We start from the raw sequence: 17,254 nt of genomic DNA, 5'->3' as shown, positions 1-17,254 counted from the left end.
GTCAGTCGGGGACGGGCCAGCCGCCGCGACGCAGCGCGTCCTGCGCGGCTCCGACCGCGTCGAACGGGGTGCGGATGCCGGCGATCTCGCGATAGTGCTGGTGGCCGGGTCCAGCCCAGAGGATCGCGTCCCCGTCTCCCGCGAGCGAGACGGCGGCGGCGATCGCGTCCTCGGGTGGGGTGACCTCGTGGATGACCGCATCGGGCCGCGACGCGCGGGCGCCGTCGATCAGTGCGCGACGGATCGTCGCCGGATCCTCGGAGCGGGGATGCTGGTCGGTGACGACCAGGATGTCGCTCCCGAGCGCCGCGGCCGCGCCCATGTCGGCGCGCTTGGTCGTGTCGCGATCGCCGTTCGCGCCGCACACCATGATCACGCGCCCGGGTGTGACGCGTCGCACGGCGTCGAGGGTCTTGGCGAACGCGTCGGGGGAGTGGCCGAAGTCGAGGTACAGCGCCGGCCCCCGGTCGCCCGACAGGCGCTGGATGCGGCCGGGCAGGTGGGCGTCGATGCGCTCCCCGTCGATGAGGTCGACGAGTGCGGACCACTGCCACCCCGCCTCGAGCAGCATCACGATCGCGAGTCCCGCGTTCGAGGCCATGTGCGGGCCGATGACGGGGACGGTCGTCGTGAGCCGGCCGGCAGGTCCCGCGAGGGTGACCGTCGTGCCCGTGGGGGTCTCCGACACGATCTCGACCCTCCAGTCGGCGGAGACCGACGGATCCTCCGCGATCGCCGGCGTGACGACCGTCGTCACCGGGATGTCCGCGGTCGCCGCGATCTCGACGCCCGACGGCTGATCGACGCAGATCACGGCCCGCCGCGCGCGTGCGGGCGTGAAGAGCGCGGCCTTGGCGGCGAGGTACTCGGCCATGTCGCGGTAGTCGTCGAGGTGATCGTGCGACAGGTTGGTGAATCCGGCCACATCGAAGTGCAGCCCGTCCACTCGGTGACGGGTGAGGGCCTGGGCGCTCACCTCGACGAGGATTGCGTCGACGTTCCGCTCGCGCATGAGCCCGATGAGGGCATGCATCTCGGATGCCTCGGGGGTCGTCAGCCGCGACGGGATCACCTCGCCGGCGATGTGCCGCTCGGCCGTCGAGGACAGCCCCGTCACGACGCCGAGCCCCTGCAGCATCCCCTCCATGAGGTGGGTGACGCTGGTCTTGCCGTTGGTGCCGGTGACGGCCAGGAGCGGGGGGAGAGCGGCATCCGCTCCCGTCCCGTAGACGAGGGCGGACAGGTCGCCGAGGACCGCCCGCGGGTCGTCGACCACCAGGACGGGGACGTCCGCGCCGGCGAGCACGGCGGCACCGTCGGCATCCGTCACGACGGCGACGGCGCCCTTCGCGATCGCGTCGGGCGCGAACTCGGCGCCGTGGCGGTGGACGCCGCGGACGGCGACGAACAGCTCGCCGGCGCGGAGGTCGGCCGTGGCGAGGGTCACTCCGCGGGCGAAGACACCGTCGAGCTCGTCCCGTGCCGCGATGCCCAGGTGGGCTGCGACGTCGACGAGGGGCACGGTCGGGGGATCCGACGGCCGGAGGACGGGTGGCAAAGCGGAGGGGTTCTGCATGGTCCCTCCATCATCGCACCCGGCCTCCGACCGGCTCGGGTCCGGACGCGCGTCAGGCCCGGCGGCGGTTGAGGATCGCCACGACGAGTGCGGCGGCGCCGAGGATGAGCGCACCACCGCCGAGCCAGGTCGCGATCGGTTCGGTGGAGGTCTCGGCCGCCGCGGGAGCCGCGGCCGCGTGCTCGTCGTGGTCGCCGTCGTCGTCGTGGTCCGACGCGGTCGCCGCCGACGCGGGCGCGACCGCCACGACCGGGGCGGGCGACTCGAGCGTCTCGGGGTCCTCGCCGTCCTTCGCGATCTGGTTCCAGTCGGTCTGCCCGGTCACGCACTTCTGCGTCACGGGGAAGGCGATGTCGGTGCCGCCGACCTTCGACGAGAAGAGCGCGTCGAAGGACGCCGAGGCCGCGAAGCCGTCTTCGATCGGGGTGACCGCGGTGTAGGTCAGCTGGGTGGGCACGTTGTTCTGCCCGAGGACGCGGCTGACCTTCCACACGCCGTCGACGACGGGCGTGACGTTGTCGACGCCCTCGGGGATGTCGAAGACGAGCGCGGAGGTCGCCGCGCCGTCGCAGCCGTGGCTGAACGAGAACTCCAGCCGCGACGTCGCGCCGGCGGAGGCATCGTCGGAGTGGACGTGGACGTGAGCGGATGCCGCCAGCGGAGCGGCGAGCACGAGGGCGCCGCCGAGGGCGAGGCCGGTGAGGGTGAGCGCCGAACGGCGCGCGGGACGAAGGGTCATGAGCGAGGTCTCCCTGAAAGGTGCGGACTGGTGTCCGCGGGTGGATGGTGAGCGTCGTGCCGCTGCGGGAGCGGCCGGCTCAGCGGGGAGGGCCGCGGCGGGAGAGATCGGCGAGGAGCAGTCGCGGGCGCAAACGCTCCGGAAGGGCGGCGGCCACGGCCGGTGCGACCGGGGCGAGCGGCAGAAGGGGCAGGACGGTGGGTCGCAGGAGGGAGCGGATGCCGCGGGCCACGGCGCGCAGCATCCGCTCGCCGTGACAGACCGCCACGGCGGTGAGGATCGCCGCCGCGACGTGACCGGCGAGCATCGACCCGTCCGGGGTCATGGCGGAACCGGCGACCGGTCCGAGGGCGAGGAGATCGTGGTGGTGGCCCGTGAGCGCGCCCGCGCTGGGGGCGGTGTCGCCGACGAGCGCGAACGCGCCGTGGAGGAGCGCCTGCGCGGCGGCGACAGCGAGACCGGTGCGGAGGGCGGACGGGCGCGAGCCGACGATCACGAGGGCGACGGGCCAGGCGAGCAACGTGACGGTGAGCACGAGCCACGCGGCCGGTGGGGTCCCCCCGCCGAGGGTGTGGGCGGTGGCCGCCGAGAGCGTCGCGACCGCCGAAGCCCCGCCCGCGCGGACGACCCGCACGCGGCGCGAGTCGAGGAGGCGGGGGATCACCCTCCCAGCCTAGATCGGCCGGGTGTCGGCGGCGGCGAGGAAGGTCATCGCCGGTTCATAGCGTGCACGGGTAGCGTGTGGGCTCGTGACCGTTCTCGCATTCATCATCGGCGTCGTCGTGCTGGTGGTCGGGCTCGCCGTATCCATCGCCCTGCACGAGGTCGGCCACCTCGCCCCCGCCAAGGCGTTCGGCGTCCGCGTCGGCCAGTACATGATCGGCTTCGGTCCGACCGTCTTCTCGCGCCGGGTCGGCGAGACCGAGTACGGCTTCAAGCTCCTGCCGCTCGGCGGCTACATCTCGATGGCGGGCATGTACCCGCCCTCGGAGGCCGCCGAGAAGGCTGCGGCGGAGGGGCGTCCGCCGCGCCGTCGTCGGCTGTTCGAGACGATGATCCAGGACGCCCGCAGCGTCAACGACGAGACGCTGCAGGGCGACGGCGCCGAGCGCGCCTTCTACCGCCTGCCGGTCTACAAGCGGGTCATCATCATGCTCGGCGGCCCGGCGATGAACCTCATCCTGGCGATCATCCTGTTCGCCATCATGTTCTCCGGTATCGGGGTGCAGACCGCCACGACCACGATCGCCTCCGTCAACGAGTGCGTCCTTCCTGCCGGCACGTCCCAAACGTCGTGCACCGCGGGCGACCCCGCCTCGCCGGCGGCCGCTGCCGGCATCCGCCCGGGGGACGTCATCGTGTCGGTCGACGGGACTGCCGTCGACACCTTCGCCGAGGCATCCGCCATCATCCAGAAGACGCCGGATGCCACCATCCCGATCGTCGTGGAACGGGGCGGCGCGCGGGAGACGCTGCAGGTCACGCCCGTCCTCGCGACGCGCGAGGTCGCGGCAGCCGACGGGACCACGAAGACCGCCGAGGTCGGATTCGTCGGGATGTCGGCCACGGTCGGCTTCGTGCCGCAGCCGATCTGGGAGGGCCCGCAGGCCGCCCTCGAGCAGACCGGACGTGTCGTCGGGATCATCTGGCAGCTGCCGGCGCGGGTCTACCAGACCGCGGTCGACACGTTCACGGGCGCGGGCCGTGACCCGAACGGCCCGCTGTCGGTCGTCGGTGCGGGCCGTCTCGCGGGAGAGGTCGCGGCTACTGAGGCGCCGATCCTCAACCGTGTCTCGGGCATGCTCGCCCTGCTGGGCTCGCTGAACATCGCCCTGTTCGTCTTCAACCTGGTGCCGCTCCTGCCGCTCGACGGCGGACACATCGTGGTCGCCCTGTGGGACGGCCTCAAGCGCGTCTGGTCGCGGCTGACGGGTCGGCGTGCCCCGCGACCGGTCGACGCGACCAAGCTGGTGCCGGTCACCTACATCGTGGTGATCGCGCTGGTCCTCATGGGCGGGACGCTGATCCTGGCCGACATCGTCAACCCGGTGCAGCTCTTCGGCTGAGCGGCGCGGTCACGCCGCCGTCGTGCCGAGCGCGTGGGCGACGAGACGCTCGAGCGTGATGAGCCCGTCGCGGGACAGGATCGACTCGAGGTGCCCCTGCACCGACGCGTACGCCGGCCCGCGCAGCGCGTACACGTCGCCTGTGACGGGATCGGCGGCGATCTCGGTCGCACCCACGTGGTCGATGCCGGGGGCGACCCGCGCGGTGAAGGTGTTGTAGAAGCCGATGGATGCCGCGGCTCCGAACACGTCGACCGTCTTCTGCAGTCCCTGGTGAGGGCTGGCCAGCGGAGCCAGGTCGAGACCCAGACGGTCGGCGAGCACCTGATGGCTGAGGCACACGGCGAGGAGCGGCGCTCCGGCGTCGAGGCGCGCGGCGACGACCTCGCGGATGCGGGCGATCCGCTCGCTGTCGATGTCGCGGGGGTCTCCGGGCCCGGGCCCGGAGACGACGAGGTCCGCGGCGGCGACGGCGTCACGGGATGCCTCGGACCAGTGCGCGATCGTCACGTCGACACCGAGGTGGCGCAGCTGGTGGGCGAGCATCGTGGTGAAGCGGTCCTCGGCATCCACCACCAGGGCCCGCGTGCCGGCGAACGGTCCGCGGGCGGGCTCGCCCTGCGGGTTGAGCCAGAAAGCAGCCAGGCGCGCGTTGCGCGAGGAGAGGAGCTCGGCGATCACCGGATCGTCGCCGAGCGGGCGCGATGCGGCGGGGGCGTCCTCATCGGCGGGAGCCGCGACGACGTCGCGCGGGATCGCACCGATCGCACCGAGGACGCCGGCGGCCTTTCCGTGCGTCTCGCCGACCTCGCCGTGCGGGTCGGAGTGCCGCACGAGCGTCGCTCCGACGGGGACGCGCAGGCGGCCGTCGACGACGTAGGCGGTGCGGATCAGGATGGGGGCGTCGAGGTCGTGCCCTCCGTCGGCGCGCGGCGTGAAGAGTGCCGCGACACCGGAGTAGTACCCGCGCGGGCTCTGCTCGTGCCGGGCGATGACGGTGCACGCGTTCTGCATGGGGGAGCCGGTGACCGTGGGGGCGAACATCGTCTCGCGGAGGATGTCGCGCGGGTCCATCGTGCTCGTACCGCGCAGCATGTACTCGGTGTGCGTGAGACGCGACATCTCCTTGAGGTGCGGCCCCGTGATGCGGCCACCGTCGCTGCAGACGGCCGACATCATCTTCAGTTCCTCGTCGACCACCATGAACAGCTCCTCCGTCTCCTTCGTGGAGGAGAGGAACTCGGTGAGGGTCTCGGCCGTGGCCCCGCCCGCCGGGTGGCGGAAGGTCCCCGAGATCGGGTTCATCGTGACGACGCCGTCCTGGGCGCTGACGTGGGCTTCGGGGCTCGCGCCCACGGCGAGGTGGCCGGGCGTCGAGACGAGGAAGGTCCAGTAGGCGCCGCGCTCGTGCTCCAGGAGCGCACGGAACCAGGTCAGCCCGGCCGTGAGCGGGTCGCCGCCGACGCCGGCGACGTAGTCGCGGCGGATGACGAAGTTGGCGCCTTCGCCGCGACCGATCTCGTCGGCGATGACGCGGCGGACGATGTCGGCGTAGGCCTCGTCGTCGATGTCGAACCCGGCATCCTCGAGGGGGATGCGATCCGTCGCCAGCTGCGCGAGAGCATCGGCCAGCGGAAGCGCGTGACGCTCGCCGACGACGAGGCACCGCAGCGGCGCGGCATCGTCGTGGCAGGCGAAGCCGCGCTCGACGACCTGGCGGAAGGGGACGAGCGCGAGGACCTCGCGCGCCGCACCGGTCGCATCGGTGAGGGGGATGTCGGCGAGGAGGGCGACGTCGACCACGTCGCCCGTGAGGACCTCGACGGTCTCGCCGTCGCGGGCGAGAAGGGCGAAGGGGATGCCGCGGGCGGCCAGGTCGGCGAGGAGGATCGGGGCGTTACCGGACATGGGGTTCTTCCGTTCAGGGCGGTCGCCGGTGAAACGAGAAACGACCGCCGGGCTCTCAGCTCAGGCGGTCGTCGGGATGCTCGCAGCGTCCGCCTCAGGCGGAGCGCCACCACGTGCGGTTCACGAACATGGGGTGAACCTACCACAGGCGGCTTTGGCGGCATCCTGGGGGTCTCCTTCCGTGCCGAGCGGTCTCCGGCGGCTTAGGCTGGAGACGTGCCAGCTGTCAACATCGGGATGCCCCGCGTGCCGGAGGTCCTCGCGCCTCGTCGCAAGAGCCGTCAGATCAGGGTCGGCAAGGTCCTCGTCGGTGGCGACGCGCCCGTCAGCGTCCAGTCCATGACGACGACGCCCACGACCAACATCAACGCGACCCTCCAGCAGATCGCCGAGCTCACGGCGTCCGGTTGCGAGATCGTCCGCGTCGCCGTGCCGCACCAGGCCGACGCCGACGCGCTGAAGATCATCGCGATGAAGAGCCAGATCCCCGTGATCGCCGACATCCACTTCCAGCCGCGCTACATCTACACCGCCATCGACGCCGGTTGCGGCGCCGTGCGCGTGAACCCCGGCAACATCCGCGAGTTCGACGGCAACGTCGGCCAGATCGCCGCCGCGGCCAAGGCCGCCGGCGTCTCGCTCCGCATCGGCGTCAACGCCGGGTCGCTCGACAAGCGGATCCTCGACAAGTACGGCAAGGCGACGGCGGAAGCACTCGTCGAGAGCGCCGTGTGGGAGGCATCCCTCTTCGAGGAGCACGACTTCCACGACTTCAAGATCTCGGTCAAGCACAACGACCCCGTCGTCATGGTGAAGGCCTACCGGATGCTCGCGGAGCGGGGCGACTGGCCCCTGCACCTCGGCGTGACCGAGGCAGGCCCCGCCTTCCAGGGGACGATCAAGAGCGCGACGGCGTTCGGCATCCTGCTCGGCGAGGGCATCGGCGATACGATCCGCGTCTCGCTGTCGGCGCCCCCCGCCGAAGAGGTCAAGGTCGGCCACCAGATCCTTCAGTCGCTGAACCTTCGCGAGCGCAAGCTCGAGATCGTCTCGTGCCCGTCCTGCGGACGCGCCCAGGTCGACGTCTACACGCTCGCCGACAACGTCACCGAGGGTCTCAAGGACATGACGGTGCCGTTGCGCGTGGCGGTCATGGGCTGCGTCGTCAACGGTCCCGGTGAGGCGCGCGACGCCGACCTCGGCGTTGCCTCGGGCAACGGCAAGGGCCAGATCTTCGTCAAGGGCGAAGTCGTCAAGACCGTCCCCGAGGAGGACATCGTCGCGACCCTCATCGCCGAGGCCAACCGTCTCGCCGACGAGATGGGTCCGGACGCGCCGCTCGGGACCGCGCAGGTCGTCACCTCCTGACACGACACGGATGCCGAGGGCCGGGCCCCCGGCATCCGCTTCTCGTCAGCTCCAGAGGGAGTGGTACGCGTTGATCGCGGGTTGCCCGCCGAGGTGCGCGTACAGGACCGTCGAGTCCTTCGGGATGTCGCCGCTCTGGACGAGGTCGATGAGTCCGGCGAGCGACTTGCCCTCGTAAACCGGGTCGGTGATCATCGCTTCGAGCTGCGCGCCGAGCGCCATCGCCGACATCGTGGAGTCGACCGGGATGCCGTACAGGTCGCCCGCCCAGCCCTCCAGCACCTGGATCTCGTCGTCGCGCAGGTCGCGGCCGAGCTCGATCAGCTCCGCCGTGTTCCGGGCGATGCGCGCAACCTGATCGCGCGTCTTCTGCAGCGTGGCGGACGCATCGATCCCGATGACGCGCCGCTTCACGCCGGTCAGCTCTTCGAGCGCGGCGAAGCCGGCGATCATGCCCGCGTGGGTGGACCCCGTCACGGTGCAGACGACGATCGTGTCGAAGAAGACGCCGAACTGTTTCTCCTGCTCGGCGACCTCGAACGCCCAGTTCGCGAACCCGAGACCGCCCAGACGGTGCTCGGACGCACCGGCGGGGATCGGGTAGGGGGTGCCACCGGCATCCTCCACCTCCTGCAGGGCCTGCTTCCACGAATCGCGGATGCCGATGTCGAAGCCGGCGTCGTCGAGGCGGGAGTCCGCGCCCATCATGCGGGAGAGCAGGATGTTGCCGACCTTGTCGTTCACCGGCTCGTCCCACGGGACCCACTTCTCCTGCACGAGCCGTGCCTTGAGGCCGAGGTGGGCGGCCACGGCCGCGACCTGGCGGGTGTGGTTCGACTGGTAGCCGCCGATCGACACGATCGTGTCGGCACCGCTCGCGAGCACGTCCGGGACGATGTACTCGAGCTTGCGCGTCTTGTTCCCGCCGAAGGCCAGCCCGCTCGAGACGTCTTCGCGTTTGGCCCAGACCTGCGCGCCGCCGAGGCGCTGGGTCAACCGCTTCAGCTGGTGGATGGGGCTCGGCCCGAAGGTGAGCGGATGCCGGGGGAACTGGTCGAGGATCATGCGGGCTCCTGGGGTGTGGTGTCGGTCAGCAGGTCGAGCCAGAGGCCTTCGGCGACGGATGCCGCGGCCTGGGCGTCACGGGCGGCGCAGTGCCGGATGAGCTCGGCGTGGCGCGCCGCCGAGGCATCCGCGTCATCCGACGAGAAGCGCAGACGCTCGGCGCGCTCGAGCACCGGACCGTAGAGGGCCAGCACGGTGCGGACGGCCTCGTTGCCGGCCCGATCGACGGCGACCGCGTGGAAGTCGTGATCGGCGCGCAGGGCTGCGGCGGTGTCCCCGGCGGCGTGGGCGGCCACGAACGCCTCGTTGGCCCGCCGCATCCGATCGATGTCGTCGTCGGTGAGGAGCGGTGTCGACTCGACGACAGCGATGCGGTGCATCGAGGCGACGACCGAGGCGGCATCGCGTTCGGCGCGCCCATCGATCGGCGCGACGATCGTGGAGCGACCGGGCTGAGCGAGGACGAGACCCGAGCGGGCGAGGTCGAGGAGCGCCTCGCGGACCGGGGTGCGTGAGACCCCGAGCCACGCGGACAGTTCCGCATCGCGCAGCTGCTCGCCGGGGGCGAGCGTGCCGTCGACGATCGCGTCACGCAGCTTGGCGCGGACGTCATCGCGGAGGAGGCCGCGGGGAGGGAGGGAGGTGGCGGGGACCGGCATGCAATATATTGCACACGAGGAGCCCGGCTCGTGCAAATCGACGCGCCGCGGTCAGACGGCGACGAACTCGCTCTTCCCTCGGGCGACGTCCGTGGCGACGAGGCGGACGCGGACCACGTCGCCGGGCTGTGCGTCCACGTCGGCGACGACGGTTTCGAGCGGCGGGAGGGTGAGCGCCACGCGCGCCCCGCCCTCCCGCTGCCGCAGGACGACGGCGTCGAACTCCTCGCCCTCGCGACCCGTGAGGACTGCTGCGGCGACGCGCTCGATGGCCGCAGCATCCATCTGGGATGCGATGCGTGCGGACCGCTCCATCGTCTCGGGGAGGTCGGTCAGCGAGGAGCGGACGTCATCCGGAACGGGCCGGCCGTTGGCGAGGGCATCGCAGACGAGGAGCGCCCAGCGGTCGACGAGCCGTCGCAGCGGCGCGGTGACGTGCGCGTACGGCGCGGCGATCGCGGCCTGCGTCGTCAGCTCGGGGAGGTCGCCGTCGAAGGCCGCGTATCCGGCGCCGCGGAACAGAGCGGCGGCGTGCTCCCGGACCGCACGCCCCACGGGCGTCCGCGGCAGGTCGCGGAGGTAGTCGCCGTACGGCACGGCCTCCCGCCACGGCAGGCCGAAGCCGATCGTCTGCGCCCGGAAGGCCGCGACGTCGTCATCGGATGCCGGGGGCATCGTGCGGATGATGCCCACCCCGCCGCTGATCATGATCTCAGCGGCGGCCATGCCGGTCAGGAGTGACACCTGCGCGTTGGCGTCTTCGAGGGGCACGCCCTCGTCGGCCTCGAGTGCGTATCCCTGCGGCGTCGTCACGATGCGGATCTCGGGGAGGCTGAGGCTCGCTCCGCCCCGCTCGATCTCCCGGCGGGCGCGTTCCTCGCCGAACCAGACGAGGTGTCGGATCGAATCGGGCGCGTCACCCTTCTCGAGCGCGGCCTGCGCATCGACGTAGGACCACTGGGCGCGGGAACGGACGACCGCGCGGGTCAGCGACGTCGAGGTGGGGCGGGCTCCGGCATCCAGCTCGAAGCGCCACACGTAGGCGCGGCGGTCGCGGTCCGGCAGGAGCGAGGCGGCATCCTCACTGAGGACGGCGGGGTGCAGCGGGATCCTCCCGTCGGGTGCGTAGATCGTCTGGCCGCGACGGCGGGCCTCCGCGTCGACCGCCCCGCCTAGGGGCACGAAGGCGGGGACGTCGGCGATGGCGTAGTGCAGGATGCCGCCGCCGTCGGCGGTCCGCTCGAGGTGCAGCGCCTGGTCGAGGTCGGTCGAGCCCTCCGGATCGATCGTGAGGAACGGGATGCCGCGGAGGTCCGCCAGCCCTGCGGCCGCAGGATCGACGGGGACGGTGCGGGCGGCGTGCTCGGCCTCGGCTTGCACGTCGGCGGGGAAGTCCGCGGGGAGATCGAACTCGACGCGGAGGGCCGCGAGCGCGTCGCGGAGGTCCGACTGGGCGGGGGAGACGAGACGCGCGCGACGGATGGGCACGCCGTCAGTGTAGGACGACCGGTCAGCGGACTCGTCGGTCCTGTCCAGGCGCTCCATAACGCGGGCGCATACCGTCGGCGGCATGAGCAAGCTCTCCCGACTGATCGGCATGGCCACGAAAGCGCTCGACGCGAAACCCGGTGGCACCGGGCCGTCGGGCTCGCCGAGTTCCTCCCGCACGGGCGACTGGCGCGGGATCGTCCGCTCGGCCGCCGATGCGTTGACGGGCGACGGGCGGGCTCCTGCACCCGCCACCCCCGCTGCCGGCGCACCGGCAGCGACGCTGGGCCCTTCGTCGGCGTCGCTCACGCCTCCGCCCGCATCCCGCGGGCAGGCATCCGCCCACCCGGCTACGGACGCCGATCGTCGGGCGATCGCTCGCTACGACTACCTCATGCAGACCGCCGATCCCGCGCAGATCGAGCAGATCCACCAGGAGGCCTTCGCGAGGCTGACTCCCGATCAGCGCGCGCAGGTCCAGGCGCGGATGGTGGCGGAACTGCCGACCCACGAACGACCCCGCTCCGCGGCTCCGGCCGATCTCGCCCGCGCGGCGGCGCGCGGAGAGGCCTCACGGCCGGGGCTGATGACCGGGTTGCTGTCGCGGGCGAGCCGCGGCGGGGGCGCATCCCGCGTCGCCGGCGGCGCCGCCCTGGGTGCCGGTGTCGGGATCCTCGGCGCGGTCGCCGGCGGAGCCATCGTGACGTCCGTCGCCGGCCCGCTTCTGGCCCAGGCTGCGGGCATGGGCGTGGACTTCGACGCGCTCGCCCAGGGCCTCGACGTCGATGCGCTCGCCGAGGGCGCCGTCAGCGGTGTCGGCGAGCAGATCGCGGGCGTCGGCGATCAGGTCGCGGGGTTCGGGGAGAACCTCGGCGGGTTCGATCTGCCGGGCCTCGGTGACCTGTTCGGCCGCTGAGGTCGCCCTCTCACGACGGATCGACCTGTCGCGACAGATCGACCTGTTACGACAGATCGCCGCCGGCGATGCTGAGATCCGCGTCGGCGTCGAGGCAGACGCGGACGGCGATCTCGACGGCGTCCACGATCTGCTCGAACGGCAGGGCTGACGCGCCGACGGGACCCGTACGGGCGGCCCACGGAACGTGGACGAACCCGGCGCGCGTCGGCGTCCCCGCGGTCGCATGCAGCGCGGCGTACATCGTCGCGTTGCAGACGAACGTGCCCGCCGAGTGCGACACGGTGGAAGGAATGCCGGCGGCACCGAGGGCTGCACTGATCGCCTTCACCGGGAGCGTGGCGAAGTAGGCGGCCGGCCCGCCCTCCACCACCGCGGCGTCCTGCGGTCGATGTCCGGAGTTGTCGGGGATGCGGGCGTCGGCGAGGTTCACCGCGATCCGCTCCGGGGTGACGGCGGTTCGGCCGCCGGCGAGCCCCGTGGCGACGACGATGTCGGGTCGGTGCTCATCGAGCAGCACCGCGAGCCGCGCGATCGCACCGTCGAACGTGACGGGCAGCACCTCGGTGACGAGGCGCGCCGGCCCGGTCCACCGCTCGCCGACGGCGCGGACCGCGTCGCCCGAGGGATTGGTGCCGTCACCCGCGAAGGGCTCGAATCCGGTCAGCAGCACAGGAGGCATCCCTCCAGGCTAAGCCGCTTGCCGCCACGCGCGACGGCTCCGCGCACCTAGACTTGACGCTCGTGGTCACCCGTCTCTCGACATACTTCCTCCGCACGCTCCGCGAAGACCCGGCCGACGCCGAGGTCACCAGCCACCGCCTGCTGGTGCGCGCCGGCTACATCCGCCGCGCCGCACCCGGCATCTTCACGTGGCTGCCGCTGGGTCTGCGCGTGAAGGCGAAGCTCGAGCAGATCATCCGCGAGGAGATGGCGAACGCGGGAGCGTTCGAGGTGCACTTCCCGGCGCTCCTGCCGCGCGACCCCTACGAGGAGTCCGGGCGCTGGACCTCCTACGGCGACGGCATCTTCCGTCTGCAGGACCGCAAGGGCGCCGACTACCTGCTCGCGCCGACGCACGAGGAGATGTTCACCCTCCTCGTGAAGGACCTGTATTCGTCGTACAAGGACCTGCCGCTGACGATCTACCAGATCCAGGACAAGTACCGGGATGAGGCGCGCCCCCGCGCGGGCCTGCTGCGCGGTCGCGAGTTCACGATGAAGGACGCCTACTCGTTCGACTACACCGACGCGGGCCAGGACGTCTCGTACCAGTCGCAGCGCGACGCGTACGAGCGCATCTTCACGCGTCTGAACATGGAGTACGTCATCGTCGCGGCCGACAACGGCCTCATGGGCGGTGCGCGCAGCGAGGAGTTCCTCCACCCGATCGCCGTCGGCGAGGACACCTTCGTCCGCTCGGCCGGCGGGTACGCCGCGAACGTCGAGGCGTTCACGACCGTCGTCCCCGAGAACCTGCCGATCCCGGGCGGTGCCCCTGTCGTCTTCGACTCGCCCGGCACGCCGACGATCGAGACCCTCGTCACCCACAGCAACGCGCACCTCGACGCGCCCGCGCTCGGCATCGCCGGCCCCGCGACCGAGGGTGCGACGCAGTGGACCGCTGCGCACACGCTCAAGAACGTCGTGCTCGCCCTGACGCACCTCGACGGCACCCGCGAACTCGTCGTCGTCGGGCTCCCCGGCGACCGCGACATCGACGACAAGCGCGCCGAGGTCGCCTTCGCGCCCGCAGACGTCGAGGCCGCCACCGAGGCGGACTTCGCGAAGCACCCCGGTCTCGTGAAGGGCTACATCGGACCCTGGTCGCCGAACGGTGCGGTCCTCGGTGAGGAATCGGCCACCGGCATCCGCTACCTCGTCGACCCCCGCGTCGTCGAGGGCACCGCGTGGGTGACGGGGGCCAACGAGCACGAGAAGCACGCGCACTCGGTCGTCTACGGCCGCGACTTCACCGCCGACGGCGTCGTCGACGTCTCGGACGTCCGCGCCGGCGACCCCGCCCCCGACGGCTCCGGCCCGGTCGAGCTCGCCCGCGGCATGGAGATCGGCCACGTCTTCCAGCTGGGCCGCTTCTTCGCCGACAAGCTCGGGCTGAAGGTCCTCGACGAGAACGGCAAGCTCGTCACCGTCACGATGGGCTCGTACGGCATCGGCGTGACGCGCATCCTCGCGATCCTCGCCGAGCTCAACAACGACGACCGCGGGCTCATGTGGCCCGAGTCGATCGCGCCGTTCGACGTCCACGTCGTCGCCACGGGGCGGGATGCCGCGGCCTTCGACCTCGCCGAGAAGCTCGCCGCCGACCTCGAGTCGGCGGGGCGGGACGTCCTCCTCGACGACCGGCCCAAGGTCTCGCCCGGCGTCAAGTTCGGCGACGCCGAACTCGTGGGCGTCCCGCGGATCCTCATCGTCGGCCGCGGCGCCGCCGAGGGGCAGGTCGAGCTCTGGGACCGCCGCTCGGGCGAGCGCACCACTCTCGCCGCCGCGGAGGCCGTCGCCGCGCTCACCGCCTGAGCGGCGGCATCCGTCACCGGCGGAAACCCCGCCGTTCACCCGTCGGATGCCGGATCGTGACAGCCTGGAGGCATGTCGCCGAGTTCCACCACCTCCCTCGACGGTGACGTCACCGACGCCATCCGTACGCTCCTGTCCGATGCGGGTGTCGAGGAGGATGCCGACCTCGTCGCGCGGATCCTCGTCACGGGCGTGGGGCTCGGCGTCGACGGCACGGACCGGCTCGATCTGAAGATCGCGTCGGCCGCGTTGTCGGAGATGCGCTCGGCGTTCTCGCTCTTCGCGCCGTACCGCACGTCGCCGAAGGTGACCATCTTCGGATCGGCGCGGACCCGGCCGAACGATCCGCTCTACCGCGCGGCCGCCGACATCGCACGCGCGCTGGCCGACCGCGGCTGGATGGTCGTGACGGGGGCGGGACCGGGCATCATGCAGGCCGCCGCCGAGGGGGCGGGGCCCGATCACTCCCTCGGCGTCTCGATCCGGCTGCCGTTCGAGGAGAAGCCGAACGCGGTCATCGCCGAAGCCGACCGCGTCGTCGCCATGAAGTACTTCTTCACCCGCAAGCTCATGCTGGTCAAGGAATCCCGCGGGTTCGTCTGCGTCCCGGGCGGGTTCGGCACGCTCGACGAACTCTTCGAGCTGCTGACGCTTCAGCAGACCGGCAAGGCCGAGCCCACCCCGATCGTCCTCCTCGACGCTCCGGGCGGCTCGTTCTGGCAAGGGCTCGAGCGCTTCGCCGAAGACCACCTCATCCCGTCCGGCGTCATCTCACCCGACGACCTGGACCGCGTCCTGGTGACGGACTCGGTGGCGGCGGCGGAGGCCGAGATCACCGGTTTCTGGCGGAACTACGACTCGCTCCGCTGGATCGGGTCGCGACTCGTGCTGCGCCTGTGCGCCGAGCCGACGGATGCCGAGGTGGCAGACCTGTCCGCACGTTTCGCGCACCTGCTCACCGGTGGCCGCATCGAGCGCACGGCGCCCCTTCGGCGTGAGCGGCAGGACGCGGATCGCCTCGACCTCCCGCGATTGCTCATGGACTTCGACCGGCACCGGGTCGGCGAGCTCCATCACCTCATCCGCGCCGTCAACGAGCTCGAATCCGCGCCGCCGGCCACCCCGCCGATCGAACCGCACGCCGTATCGTGAGCGCATGAGCCGGACGCCGGGGCCCCACAGCCGGGCACGGGTGTCGGCGCTCTCGACGCTCGTCGCCGCGCTGATCGCCTTCGGGGGTGCGGCGTCGGGCTGTTCCGCTCCGTCACCCGGGCCGGCGCCAGGGCCGACGCCGAGCTCGTCGGACGCGGGCATCCAGGTCTGGATCCACCAGCAGCGCGGCGACGAGCAGCGCCGCCGGGCGTCCGTGCGCGTCGAGAACGACTCGCCGCAGGCGCTCGAGATCTCCGGCATCCGCCTCATCGACGACCGGCTGAGCGGAGTCGTTGTCGTGGAGGGCGGACGGGTCGCCGCGGGGGAGTCGTTCGATTTCCCCTTCACCCTGCCCGCATCGACCTGCGACGGAGGCGCGCCGGAGCGTCGCTGGGAGCTCGACCTCGCCGACGGTGCCGACCGAACCGGCATCCTGACCGACGCCCTCGGATTCCTCGACGGCCTGAACGATCGGGACTGCCTCGAGAAGGCGCTGGCGGGGTCGCTGCGCGTGTCGTGGGGCGACGCGGTGCTCCCGGCATCCGGTTTCGGCATCCTCCCTCTGGAGATCACGCCGACGGGCACCGGGCGCGACGCGCGCGTGGTCGCGGTGCAGTCCACGCCTCTCCTGCAGTTCGGAAGCCGGCTGACACGATTCGCCGTTCCCGACGGCTCGGCGCTCGTCGAGGTCCCGATCGAGCCGCAGCGCTGCGACCCCCACGTCGTCCAAGAGGACAAACGCGGCACGGTCTTCGCCCTCGACGTCGAGGTCGACGGCAGGAGCGGTGTCGTCGACGTGCCCGTCTCCGACGAGGAGCGGGGGCGGATCCTCAGCTGGGTCGCCGCACGGTGCGACTTCGGCGGGTGAGTCAGAGCTTCGCGTAGCGGGCGCGGAGGAAGCTGAAGGCGGCGTAGACCACGAGGCCGAACCCGATGAGGAAGACGAGGAACGGGCCGAGCATCTGCTCGAGGAGTGCCTCGATCGCGGCGTCGAACCCGCCCGCCGCGGCCGCCTCCTGCTTCACGGCCGCGACGATGAGCAGCACGCCAACGATCGCGACGGACAGGCCCTTGCCGAGGTAGCCGACGACGCCGGTGGCGGTGACGGCGATCCCCATGCGACCCCGCGGGATGCGGACCTGCTTGTCGAACGAGCGCCTCACCCCGATCGAGGCGAACACGAGGCCGCCGATGCCGAGCCCGAGGCCCGCCGCCGCCACGACGAACACCCCTCCGGGGGTCTCGAGCAGCCAGTGCGCGACCTGCTGTGCACTCCGGTCGCCGTCGAGGCGGGCGCCGAGGGCGACCGTGACGGCGATGGCCGCGAGCGCGAGATAGACCACGGCCTGCCCGGCCGCCGACGATCGCCGTCCCCAGGCGGCCGCATCCGTCCCCTTCGCGAGGAAGGCGCGCAGCACCTGGAACAGGCCCAGCGCGCCGAGCAGCAGGGCGAGCAGCCAGACGAGCGCCAGGCCGAGCGGGGCGTCGAGGATGGCGCGGAACACACCCGCCTGATCGGACTCGCCGCGCCCGCCGAAGGAGATGACGATGACGATCACGCCGAAGAGCAGGTGGACGACGCCGTTGGCCGCGTAGCCGCCTCGCGCCAGTCCGCGTGCGATGGGGGAGCGGCGCACGCTCTGCGCAGCGTCCTCCACGGCATCGGTCATCCCTCGATCTTCTCAGGTCGCCCCACTGCGGATCGGGTAACGTTGACGGGATGCCGCGACGCACCGGAACACCGGGTGCGAGCGGCGCCGTGTTGAGCAACTGAAAAAG

15 protein-coding genes are annotated in these 17,254 nt (G+C 71.9%); 6 read left to right on the top strand and 9 right to left on the bottom strand.

From position 1 onward, the window contains the following. Position 1: 1 nt before the first annotated feature. The 3 genes from BLR68_RS03305 to BLR68_RS03295 all read right to left on the bottom strand — a co-directional run bounded on the left by BLR68_RS03305 (position 2) and on the right by BLR68_RS03295 (position 2,979). Entirely contained in the window at positions 2-1,576 is a 1,575-nt protein-coding gene (locus BLR68_RS03305) for a Mur ligase family protein (RefSeq protein ID WP_018188613.1), read from the bottom strand. Positions 1,577-1,628: 52 nt separating this feature from the next. Next, the gene (locus BLR68_RS03300) at positions 1,629-2,315 is read right to left on the bottom strand and encodes a DUF1775 domain-containing protein (protein ID WP_018188612.1); all 687 of its coding nucleotides are present in this window, start codon (positions 2,313-2,315) and stop codon (positions 1,629-1,631) included. A 79-nt stretch (positions 2,316-2,394) separates the two neighbouring features. Beyond that, positions 2,395-2,979, bottom strand: a complete 585-nt coding sequence (locus BLR68_RS03295; RefSeq protein ID WP_018188611.1) for a hypothetical protein — start codon at positions 2,977-2,979, stop codon at positions 2,395-2,397. An 85-nt stretch (positions 2,980-3,064) separates the two neighbouring features. Between BLR68_RS03295 and BLR68_RS03290 the strand changes: the two genes are divergently transcribed. Beyond that, positions 3,065-4,381 carry a M50 family metallopeptidase gene (locus BLR68_RS03290; protein WP_018188610.1) on the top strand — a complete coding sequence of 439 codons (1,317 nt, stop codon included), beginning with the start codon at positions 3,065-3,067 and terminating at the stop codon, positions 4,379-4,381. A 9-nt stretch (positions 4,382-4,390) separates the two neighbouring features. Here BLR68_RS03290 and BLR68_RS03285 read toward each other — a convergent pair whose 3' ends face one another. Beyond that, positions 4,391-6,289 carry a chorismate-binding protein gene (locus BLR68_RS03285; protein WP_018188609.1) on the bottom strand — a complete coding sequence of 633 codons (1,899 nt, stop codon included), beginning with the start codon at positions 6,287-6,289 and terminating at the stop codon, positions 4,391-4,393. A 237-nt stretch (positions 6,290-6,526) separates the two neighbouring features. Here BLR68_RS03285 and ispG point away from each other — a divergent pair, with 237 nt between their 5' ends. Then, positions 6,527-7,657 (top strand): flavodoxin-dependent (E)-4-hydroxy-3-methylbut-2-enyl-diphosphate synthase, encoded by a 1,131-nt coding sequence (gene ispG, locus BLR68_RS03280; protein WP_018188608.1) that lies wholly within the window; start codon positions 6,527-6,529, stop codon positions 7,655-7,657. Positions 7,658-7,702: 45 nt separating this feature from the next. Here the strand turns inward: ispG and BLR68_RS03275 are convergent, their stop codons facing one another. The 3 genes from BLR68_RS03275 to BLR68_RS03265 are packed head-to-tail and all read right to left on the bottom strand — an operon-like array spanning position 7,703 to position 10,869. Then, positions 7,703-8,722: a 1-aminocyclopropane-1-carboxylate deaminase gene (locus tag BLR68_RS03275; protein ID WP_018188607.1), complete on the bottom strand. Its 1,020-nt coding sequence runs from the start codon at positions 8,720-8,722 to the stop codon at positions 7,703-7,705. Then, the gene (locus BLR68_RS03270; RefSeq protein ID WP_018188606.1) at positions 8,719-9,381 is read right to left on the bottom strand and encodes a GntR family transcriptional regulator; all 663 of its coding nucleotides are present in this window, start codon (positions 9,379-9,381) and stop codon (positions 8,719-8,721) included. The genes BLR68_RS03275 and BLR68_RS03270 overlap by 4 nt, the downstream gene beginning before the upstream one ends. A gap of 51 nt (positions 9,382-9,432) precedes the next feature. Further along, the gene (locus BLR68_RS03265; protein ID WP_256335304.1) at positions 9,433-10,869 is read right to left on the bottom strand and encodes an RNB domain-containing ribonuclease; all 1,437 of its coding nucleotides are present in this window, start codon (positions 10,867-10,869) and stop codon (positions 9,433-9,435) included. A gap of 82 nt (positions 10,870-10,951) precedes the next feature. On the opposite strand from BLR68_RS03265, the gene BLR68_RS03260 reads away from it, so the two are divergent. Beyond that, entirely contained in the window at positions 10,952-11,785 is an 834-nt protein-coding gene (locus tag BLR68_RS03260) for a hypothetical protein (protein ID WP_018188604.1), read from the top strand. Positions 11,786-11,831: 46 nt separating this feature from the next. Here BLR68_RS03260 and pcp read toward each other — a convergent pair whose 3' ends face one another. Next, the gene (pcp, locus tag BLR68_RS03255) at positions 11,832-12,458 is read right to left on the bottom strand and encodes a pyroglutamyl-peptidase I (RefSeq protein ID WP_018188603.1); all 627 of its coding nucleotides are present in this window, start codon (positions 12,456-12,458) and stop codon (positions 11,832-11,834) included. A gap of 71 nt (positions 12,459-12,529) precedes the next feature. Here pcp and BLR68_RS03250 point away from each other — a divergent pair, with 71 nt between their 5' ends. The 3 genes from BLR68_RS03250 (at position 12,530) to BLR68_RS03240 (ending at position 16,343) form a co-directional block, all read left to right on the top strand. Further along, the gene (locus BLR68_RS03250; protein WP_018188602.1) at positions 12,530-14,323 is read left to right on the top strand and encodes a proline--tRNA ligase; all 1,794 of its coding nucleotides are present in this window, start codon (positions 12,530-12,532) and stop codon (positions 14,321-14,323) included. Between the two features lie 72 nt (positions 14,324-14,395). Next, positions 14,396-15,475 (top strand): LOG family protein, encoded by a 1,080-nt coding sequence (locus tag BLR68_RS03245; protein ID WP_018188601.1) that lies wholly within the window; start codon positions 14,396-14,398, stop codon positions 15,473-15,475. A 4-nt stretch (positions 15,476-15,479) separates the two neighbouring features. Next, positions 15,480-16,343 (top strand): hypothetical protein, encoded by an 864-nt coding sequence (locus tag BLR68_RS03240; RefSeq protein ID WP_256335303.1) that lies wholly within the window; start codon positions 15,480-15,482, stop codon positions 16,341-16,343. Between the two features lies 1 nt (position 16,344). Here BLR68_RS03240 and BLR68_RS03235 read toward each other — a convergent pair whose 3' ends face one another. Next, positions 16,345-17,145, bottom strand: coding sequence for a DUF1206 domain-containing protein (locus BLR68_RS03235; protein WP_018188599.1), 801 nt, complete (start codon positions 17,143-17,145; stop codon positions 16,345-16,347). Between the last annotated feature and the right edge of the window lie 109 nt (positions 17,146-17,254).

Origin of the sequence: Microbacterium sp. 77mftsu3.1, from assembly GCF_900100525.1 — a bacterium.
Classification (GTDB): Bacteria; Actinomycetota; Actinomycetes; order Actinomycetales; family Microbacteriaceae; genus Microbacterium; species Microbacterium aquilitoris.
The sequence above is the reverse complement of the archived record's forward strand: the minus strand, read 5'-3'. Positions and strand labels throughout refer to the sequence as shown.

Excerpts from the sequence above, each read along its gene's own strand:
- BLR68_RS03305 (WP_018188613.1), bottom strand. The coding sequence starts at position 1,576 with ATGCAGAACCCCTCCGCTTTGCCACCCGTCCTCCGGCCGTCGGATCCC.
- BLR68_RS03300 (WP_018188612.1), bottom strand. The coding sequence starts at position 2,315 with ATGACCCTTCGTCCCGCGCGCCGTTCGGCGCTCACCCTCACCGGCCTC.
- BLR68_RS03285 (WP_018188609.1), bottom strand. The coding sequence starts at position 6,289 with ATGTCCGGTAACGCCCCGATCCTCCTCGCCGACCTGGCCGCCCGCGGC.
- ispG (WP_018188608.1), top strand. The coding sequence starts at position 6,527 with ATGCCCCGCGTGCCGGAGGTCCTCGCGCCTCGTCGCAAGAGCCGTCAG.
- BLR68_RS03275 (WP_018188607.1), bottom strand. The coding sequence starts at position 8,722 with ATGATCCTCGACCAGTTCCCCCGGCATCCGCTCACCTTCGGGCCGAGC.
- BLR68_RS03270 (WP_018188606.1), bottom strand. The coding sequence starts at position 9,381 with ATGCCGGTCCCCGCCACCTCCCTCCCTCCCCGCGGCCTCCTCCGCGAT.
- BLR68_RS03260 (WP_018188604.1), top strand. The coding sequence starts at position 10,952 with ATGAGCAAGCTCTCCCGACTGATCGGCATGGCCACGAAAGCGCTCGAC.
- BLR68_RS03245 (WP_018188601.1), top strand. The coding sequence starts at position 14,396 with ATGTCGCCGAGTTCCACCACCTCCCTCGACGGTGACGTCACCGACGCC.
- BLR68_RS03240 (WP_256335303.1), top strand. The coding sequence starts at position 15,480 with ATGAGCCGGACGCCGGGGCCCCACAGCCGGGCACGGGTGTCGGCGCTC.
- BLR68_RS03235 (WP_018188599.1), bottom strand. The coding sequence starts at position 17,145 with ATGACCGATGCCGTGGAGGACGCTGCGCAGAGCGTGCGCCGCTCCCCC.